Annotated in this window: 7 protein-coding genes and 1 pseudogene; 6 read left to right on the forward strand and 2 right to left on the reverse strand. The window is 62.3% G+C overall.

All coding sequences use genetic code 11. The features are described from left to right. Positions 1-237: pseudogene (locus ENZ75_RS35120) on the forward strand (enoyl-CoA hydratase); the annotation flags it as partial. Between the two features lie 9 nt (positions 238-246). Here the strand turns inward: ENZ75_RS35120 and pdxH are convergent. Further along, positions 247-864: a pyridoxamine 5'-phosphate oxidase gene (gene pdxH / locus ENZ75_RS15970; RefSeq protein ID WP_063167664.1), complete on the reverse strand. Its 618-nt coding sequence runs from the start codon at positions 862-864 to the stop codon at positions 247-249. Between the two features lie 72 nt (positions 865-936). Here pdxH and ENZ75_RS15975 point away from each other — a divergent pair, with 72 nt between their 5' ends. The 4 genes from ENZ75_RS15975 to ENZ75_RS15990 all read left to right on the forward strand — a co-directional run bounded on the left by ENZ75_RS15975 (position 937) and on the right by ENZ75_RS15990 (position 3985). Continuing rightward, positions 937-1398, forward strand: coding sequence for an RT0821/Lpp0805 family surface protein (locus ENZ75_RS15975; RefSeq protein ID WP_013532805.1), 462 nt, complete (start codon positions 937-939; stop codon positions 1396-1398). A gap of 100 nt (positions 1399-1498) precedes the next feature. Then, the gene (locus tag ENZ75_RS15980; RefSeq protein ID WP_063167665.1) at positions 1499-2428 is read left to right on the forward strand and encodes a J domain-containing protein; all 930 of its coding nucleotides are present in this window, start codon (positions 1499-1501) and stop codon (positions 2426-2428) included. A gap of 106 nt (positions 2429-2534) precedes the next feature. Further along, entirely contained in the window at positions 2535-3353 is an 819-nt protein-coding gene (gene fabI / locus ENZ75_RS15985) for an enoyl-ACP reductase FabI (protein WP_063167666.1), read from the forward strand. A gap of 44 nt (positions 3354-3397) precedes the next feature. Further along, positions 3398-3985 carry a histidine phosphatase family protein gene (locus tag ENZ75_RS15990; protein ID WP_013532802.1) on the forward strand — a complete coding sequence of 196 codons (588 nt, stop codon included), beginning with the start codon at positions 3398-3400 and terminating at the stop codon, positions 3983-3985. A gap of 168 nt (positions 3986-4153) precedes the next feature. On the opposite strand, the gene ENZ75_RS15995 is transcribed toward ENZ75_RS15990, so the two are convergent. Further along, the gene (locus tag ENZ75_RS15995; protein ID WP_013532801.1) at positions 4154-4414 is read right to left on the reverse strand and encodes a DUF1344 domain-containing protein; all 261 of its coding nucleotides are present in this window, start codon (positions 4412-4414) and stop codon (positions 4154-4156) included. 178 nt (positions 4415-4592) lie between these two features. Here ENZ75_RS15995 and aroC point away from each other — a divergent pair. After that, positions 4593-5694: chorismate synthase (gene aroC / locus ENZ75_RS16000; RefSeq protein ID WP_128278177.1), on the forward strand; the 1102-nt coding region annotated here is incomplete at its 3' end.

Genomic DNA, 5694 nt, shown 5'->3' on the forward strand with positions numbered 1-5694 from the left:
GGCCTGATCTACGAGGTGGTCGAGGAAGCAGCACTGGAGGCCTCGGTGCTGGCGGCCGCCGGCCAGATCGCGGCCAAGCCGCCGCAGGCGTTGAAGATCGCGCGCGACCTGATGCGCGGCTCGCGCGACGACCTCGTCGCCCGCATCGGCGAGGAAAGCGAGCATTTTCGCGAGCGCCTGAAGTCCGATGAGGCGCGCGCCGCGCTCACCGCGTTCATGACGAGAAAGAAGGCCTGAGCCTCTTCTTCAGGGATAAAGCCTCGTCTTGTCCCAGGCGCCTTTCGCGTTGCGGCTGAAGACGAGCCGGTCGTGCAGGCGGAACGGCCTGTCGTGCCAGAACTCGATTGTCGTGGGCACGATTCGGAAGCCGGACCAGTGCTTTGGCCGCGGGATCTCGCCGATCGGGTAGCGTGCCGTGTATTCGGCCACTGCCTTCTCCAGCGCAAAGCGGCTTTCCAGCGGCCGCGATTGTTTCGAGGCCCATGCGCCGATGCGGCTGCCGCGCGGCCGTGTCGCATAGTAGGCGTCGGCTTCGGCGTCGCTGACGATCTCCACCGGTCCGCGAATGCGTACCTGGCGGCGCAGTGATTTCCAATGGAAACACATCGCCGCCTTCATGCTGCCAAGAATCTCCTGGCCCTTGGCGCTCTCGAAATTCGTGTAGAAGACAAACCCGCTTTCATCGAACCCCTTGAGCAAAACCATGCGCACATCCGGCATGCCGTCGGCATCGACGGTCGCCAGAGCCACGCCGTTGGGGTCGTTCGGCTCGCTTTTCGTGGCGTCGTCCAGCCATGCGGCAAACAGGCGAAACGGCTCGGCAGCCTCGGTAAAGTCACCGCTTGTTAACTCAGTGTCACTCATAGTTTTTCTCAAATTGTCACGAAGATTCTTACAAAGCCAAGATTCTTAACGAAGCAAGGGGGAGGCTGCCGATTGTCGCTTATCGCGCAAGCTTTTGACAGCAGGCAATGGAGCGTTATCGCTTCGGCCAGCGCGAAAGCCGCGATCGTGGCGGTCGCCTTGCCGCTTGCCGCTTGTGGCGCCGGCGGCTTCAGCCTGGAAAAAGCCGAAGTCGACCGCTCGATCCTGACCAGCAGCACATCGGCCTCGGCCGCGCCGGCCAGTCTGGATCGCGACTCCGACCAGACGACGATCGGCAATGCAGTCTCCTCGGCCGACATCGAGCAGCTCGGCGGGCAGGCCGTCCCATGGGCCAATGCCGGTACCGGCTCGCGCGGTTCCATCACCGATCTGGCGGAATTGAAGGACAACGGCCAGACCTGCCGCCGCTTCAAGGCCTCGCGCGAAAGCTTTGACGGCGTTGCCATGTTCGAAGGCGAACTGTGCCTGGCCAGCGCCGGCGGCTGGCGCATGCAGGACTTCAAGGCGCTCTGATTTTCCGCGTCTGATATGCGGCTCCAGCACTGGAATTTCTTCCTATGGGAGCGCATATAAGAGGCAACCAGAGACTCAACTCTTCTCCAGGGCAGTAAGCATGCGCGACCCCTATGAGGTGCTGGGCGTTGCCAGGAACGCATCGGCCAAAGACATAAAGTCGGCGTACCGGAAACTCGCCAAAAAGCATCATCCGGACCAGAATCCGAATGATCCAAAGGCGAAGGACCGTTTCGCCGCAGCCAACCAGGCCTACGAGATCGTCGGCGACGAAAAGAATCGCGCCGCTTTCGATCGCGGCGAGATCGACGCTGACGGCAAGCCGCGATTCCAGGGCTTTGAGGGCGCTGCCGGTGGCGGCGATCCGTTTGGCGGCTTTCGCCGGCAGCAAGGTCCGGGCGGCTCGCGGTTCGAATTCCGCTCCGGTCGACCCGGTGGCGATCCGTTCGACGGCAACAGCGACATCTTCAGCCAGATTTTTGGCGACACTTTTTCCGGCGCGCGCGGTCCCGGCATGGGCGATCGCCGCCAGCAGACGACCGCTGCCGATCTGAACGTGACGCTCGACGTCACCATCGAGGAAGCGGCGACCGCTGAAAAGGTGACGGCGATGTTCCCCGACGGCCGCAAGGTGGCGGTCAAGCTGCCGGCCTATGTCGAGGATGGCCAGACCATCCGCCTCAAGGGTCAAGGCGAGCAGGGGCCGGGCCAGCCAGGCGACGCGCTGGTCAAGATCCATCTGCGCCGGCATCCACGCTACCGCATCGAAGGCCGCGACCTGCACGCCGATCTGCCGGTGATGCTGGCGGATGCCGTGCTCGGCGCCAAGGTGCCTGTCGAGACGCCGACCGGCAGGCTCGCGGTCAACATTCCGGCCTGGTCGAGCTCCGACAAGGTCCTGCGGCTGAAGGGCAGAGGCCTGCCGGAAAAGGCCGGCGGTCACGGCGATCTCTACGCTCATGTGCGTATCATGCTGCCGGAAGGCGGTGACAGCGCGCTCGAAGCGCTGTTGCGCAGCCAAAAAGGCTGATCGGCGGCTTTTGTCCCCTGAACTGTCCGTTTTGAGCGCTTGAAGGGGCTCTGTGCCTGTGCGATAGGGCAACCCACAAAGCTGAAATCTTGCGGAGAGCGCTCACATGGCGGGTGGACAGGGCCTAATGGCCGGCAAGCGCGGCCTCATTCTTGGCGTCGCCAACAATAGGTCGATCGCTTATGGCATTGCCAAGGCCTGCGTCGATCATGGCGCCGAGATAGCGCTGACCTATCAGGGCGAGGCGTTCAAGAAGCGTGTCGAGCCGCTGGCGGCGGAACTGGGCGCCTTTGTCGCCGGCCATTGCGACGTCACCGATCCGGCGAGCCTGGATGAGGTTTTCGCCAATGTCGCCAGACATTGGGGCAAGCTTGATTTCCTCGTCCACGCCATTGCCTTCTCCGACAAGGATGAGCTGACTGGCCGCTATGTCGAGACGTCACGCGACAATTTCCTGCGCACAATGGACATTTCGGTCTATTCCTTCACCACCATCGCCAAGCGCGCCGAGGCGCTGATGACCGATGGCGGCTCACTGCTGACGCTGACCTACTACGGCGCCGAAAAGGTGATGCCGCACTACAACGTCATGGGTGTCGCCAAGGCGGCGCTCGAGGCCAGCGTGCGCTACCTGGCGGTCGATCTCGGCGCCAAGAAGATCCGCGTCAACGCCATTTCGGCCGGCCCGATCAAGACCCTTGCCGCTTCCGGCATCGGCGATTTCCGCTACATCCTGAAGTGGAACGAGTACAATTCGCCGCTGAAGCAGACGGTGACGCAGGAGGAAGTCGGCGATTCCGGCGTCTATTTCCTGTCCGATCTGTCGCGCGGCGTCACCGGTGAAGTGCACCACGTCGATTCGGGCTACCACGTCGTCGGCATGAAGGCGGTCGACGCGCCTGATATTTCGACGGTCAAGGACTAGCACCCCCCAACCGTCGTCCGTCCCGATCCGCACCGGAAGACCTGATGTACCCGCTGGTTTATATCGCGCGCCACGGCCAGACCGCGTGGAACGCCGAAATGCGGCTTCAGGGGCAGGCTGACACCGATCTCAATGCTCTTGGCCGCGAACAGGCGACCGGCAACGGGCTTCGGCTAGCTGCGTTGGTTCCAGATCCCTGGGAATTCGACTTCGTCGCCAGTCCGATGAAACGGACGCGCGAAACGATGCAGCGTATTCGCGCCGCGATGAAGCTGGATCCGGATGCCTATCGAACCGATCCGCGCCTCGTCGAGGTCAATTTCGGCGATTGGCAGGGATTTACCTTTCCCGAGCTGGAGACGCGGTATCCCGGAGCAAGCGGGACGCGTGCTCTGGACAAGTGGAACTTCCAGCCGCCCGGCGAAGGCGCCGAGAGCTATCAGATGCTGCTCGAACGGGTGAGGCCATGCTTCGACGCGATTGAACGCCAGACGATATGCGTGACCCATGGCGGCGTCATGCGCACCTTGTTTCGTTTCGTTCTGGGATTGGCCGAGGACGAGGCAGCGAACCTGGAAATACCGCAGGATCGCCTGCTCAAGCTCGAAGGCAAGAGTCTGGAGTGGCTTTGATGCATGTCGCCCAAAATTGGCCCCGGTTTTGGGAGAACGACATGCATAAAACAAAGACCTAAAGCGGGTCGCCTGAATCCGTTCAGACGCGACACGCTCTAGGCCATTTCGCAGGCGGCTCGGCGAAAGCTGAACCGCAAACGCTGCATTCAATTGAGGTTGGAAGCTCTAGTTGGCTGAGCTGTCCGGCAGTTCCATGTCGGTGATGACGTTTTCGCCATTGGTCACATCGTAGGCAATGACGATGTCCATGCCCGGCTTCAGCGCGTCGAGATCGGTCTCTGCGTTCAGCTTGTAGGACTTGCCGTCATCCAGCGTCAGCGTCGCCGTGTCCTTGTCGATCTTCTTGATCAGGCCTTCGGTCTGGCCGGCGAAAGCGGCGGTGGAAAGCAGCAGCGTGGCGGCAACGGCGCTAATCAGGGTACGCATAATCGTTCCTCTTTATCATTGCACCGGCATGGCGGCGGGCTGTTCAACAGCGGATGGAGCAGAGCAGAAACCAACCGAATGTGTCAAAACTAAATCCGCCAGATCACAGTTTGACCCCTGTGAAAAACGCCAATAGAACGCAATCTTCAGCCGGCTCCGATGCCGGGCAGGGTATTTCATGTCTCACAACACGTTCGGCCACCTTTTCCGCGTCACCACCTGGGGCGAAAGCCATGGCCCGTCGCTCGGCTGCGTGGTCGACGGCTGTCCGCCCGGCATCCGCTTTACGCGCGACGAGATCCAGGCCGAACTCGACAAGCGCCGGCCGGGACAGTCACGTTTCGTGACGCAGCGTCGCGAACCAGATGAAGTGAAGGTGCTGTCAGGTTTCATCCTCGACGAGGACGGCGAGACGATGATCACCACCGGCACGCCGGTGTCGATGCTGATCGAGAATGTCGACCAGCGTTCAAAGGATTATGGCGAGATCGCCCGCCAGTACCGGCCCGGCCATGCCGACTACACCTATGACGTCAAATACGGGGTGCGCGATTATCGTGGCGGCGGCCGCTCCTCGGCCCGCGAGACGGCAGCCAGAGTGGCGGCCGGTGCCTTGGCGCGCAAGGTGGTGCCCGGCGTGGTGGTGCGCGGTGCGCTGGTGTCGATGGGCGAGAAATCCATCGATCGCGCCAACTGGAACTGGAATTTCATCGGCGATGCGGAAAATCCGTTCTTCACCCCCGATCCGGCTTCCGTTCCTGTCTTCACGCAGTATCTCGACGGCATCCGCAAGGCGGGCTCCTCGGTCGGTGCGGTGATCGAGATCGTCGCCGACGGCGTTCCACCGGGCCTCGGCGCGCCGATCTATGCCAAGCTCGACCAGGACATCGCCTCCGGCCTGATGTCGATCAACGCGGTCAAGGGCGTCGAGATCGGCAACGGCTTCGAGGCCGCCCGCATCACCGGCGAGCAGAATGCCGACGAGATGCGCATCGGCAATGACGGCAAGCCGGTGTTCCTGTCCAACAATGCCGGCGGCATCCTCGGCGGCATCTCGACCGGCCAGGCAATCGTCGCCCGTTTCGCCGTCAAGCCGACCTCGTCGATCCTGACCCCGCGAAAGTCGATCGATAAGGACGGCAAGGACGTCGAGATCATGACCAAGGGCCGCCACGATCCATGCGTCGGCATCCGCGCCGTGCCGATCGGCGAGGCAATGGTTGCCTGTGCGATCGCCGATCATTATCTGCGGCATCGGGGACAGACGGGGAGGGGAATAG

Source organism: Mesorhizobium sp. M7A.F.Ca.CA.002.04.1.1 (genome assembly GCF_004022805.1).
Taxonomy (GTDB): domain Bacteria; phylum Pseudomonadota; class Alphaproteobacteria; order Rhizobiales; family Rhizobiaceae; genus Mesorhizobium; species Mesorhizobium ciceri.

Excerpts from the sequence above, each read along its gene's own strand:
- pdxH (WP_063167664.1), bottom strand. The coding sequence starts at position 864 with ATGAGTGACACTGAGTTAACAAGCGGTGACTTTACCGAGGCTGCCGAG.
- ENZ75_RS15980 (WP_063167665.1), top strand. The coding sequence starts at position 1,499 with ATGCGCGACCCCTATGAGGTGCTGGGCGTTGCCAGGAACGCATCGGCC.
- fabI (WP_063167666.1), top strand. The coding sequence starts at position 2,535 with ATGGCGGGTGGACAGGGCCTAATGGCCGGCAAGCGCGGCCTCATTCTT.
- ENZ75_RS15990 (WP_013532802.1), top strand. The coding sequence starts at position 3,398 with ATGTACCCGCTGGTTTATATCGCGCGCCACGGCCAGACCGCGTGGAAC.
- ENZ75_RS15995 (WP_013532801.1), bottom strand. The coding sequence starts at position 4,414 with ATGCGTACCCTGATTAGCGCCGTTGCCGCCACGCTGCTGCTTTCCACC.